Here is a 940-nt window from a genome sequence, read left to right on the forward strand (position 1 = left end):
CTTAAGTCCCTCGCTAGAGATAAGATATTGATTATTAGTTATTTATATACTTGTGGGTAATCAGTAGGACTTAAGTCCCTCGCTAGTGATAAAAATATGATAATCAAGCACTTATTGATATGTGGATAATTATTAAGGTTTAAGTCTTTCGCTAGATACAATATTCTATCATTCCTTTCAAAGTATCCATTTCATCTTTAAAAGAATATTTCCCATGATGTATTTCCTGATTTTTAATATAGTTTCTTACCCTTTTTAAATGTTCAATACTCGGACTAACCGAAAATGCTCCATAGCCTTCTTGCCATTCAAATACCCCTTGAACAAAACCATTTTCATTAATCCATTTCGATGACTCACCTTTTAGATATTTACTGATAGTTGCAATGTCTTGTGTAGATTTTACATTAACTAAACAATGCATATGATCTTCAACGCCATTAATCATATCCACATAAATATCCTGTTGTCTTCCATTTTCAAGGATGTGTTTGCATAACATTGTTCGATAATTTTTATAAAGCAAGGGTTCTCGTTTCTTTACTGTCCAGATGAGGTGAACCCAAATATTGATGTAGCTACGGTATGTATTCATTAGTGTATATGCTATTTTCATTAAGTATTAATAAAAATAATAAATTCTAGCTATCAATTTTGAAAGGGAGTCAATTAATTTTTTAAAATAATATTTCATAATTCAATTTTCAGACCAAGCGTATGTCGCCCAACATGATAAAGCGAGCGAGCTTTCAATCCTTATCCCTAGCGAGGAACTTAAGTCCTACTGATTACCTACATCTTTTAAAAAGTTGAAATGGAAATGTTATTATTGATTAAATTAGGTTAAATGTACATAAATAGTCTTTAAAACCAAGCGTTGAAGCCCTTATCTCTAGCGAGGGACTTAAGTCCCTCGCTAGAGATAAGGATTGATTATCAA

At 31.4% G+C, this 940-nt stretch carries 1 protein-coding gene; it reads right to left on the bottom strand.

The window, feature by feature from the left end:
* Nucleotides 1–151: 151 nt before the first annotated feature.
* Nucleotides 152–595 (bottom strand): transposase, encoded by a 444-nt coding sequence (locus AC07XN_RS24490; protein ID WP_494744952.1) that lies wholly within the window; start codon nt 593–595, stop codon nt 152–154.
* Between the last annotated feature and the right edge of the window lie 345 nt (nt 596–940).

It is taken from the genome of Arcicella sp. GW458-12-2-14-TSB2, assembly GCF_059423785.1.

Excerpts from the sequence above, each read along its gene's own strand:
- AC07XN_RS24490 (WP_494744952.1), bottom strand. The coding sequence starts at position 595 with ATGAATACATACCGTAGCTACATCAATATTTGGGTTCACCTCATCTGG.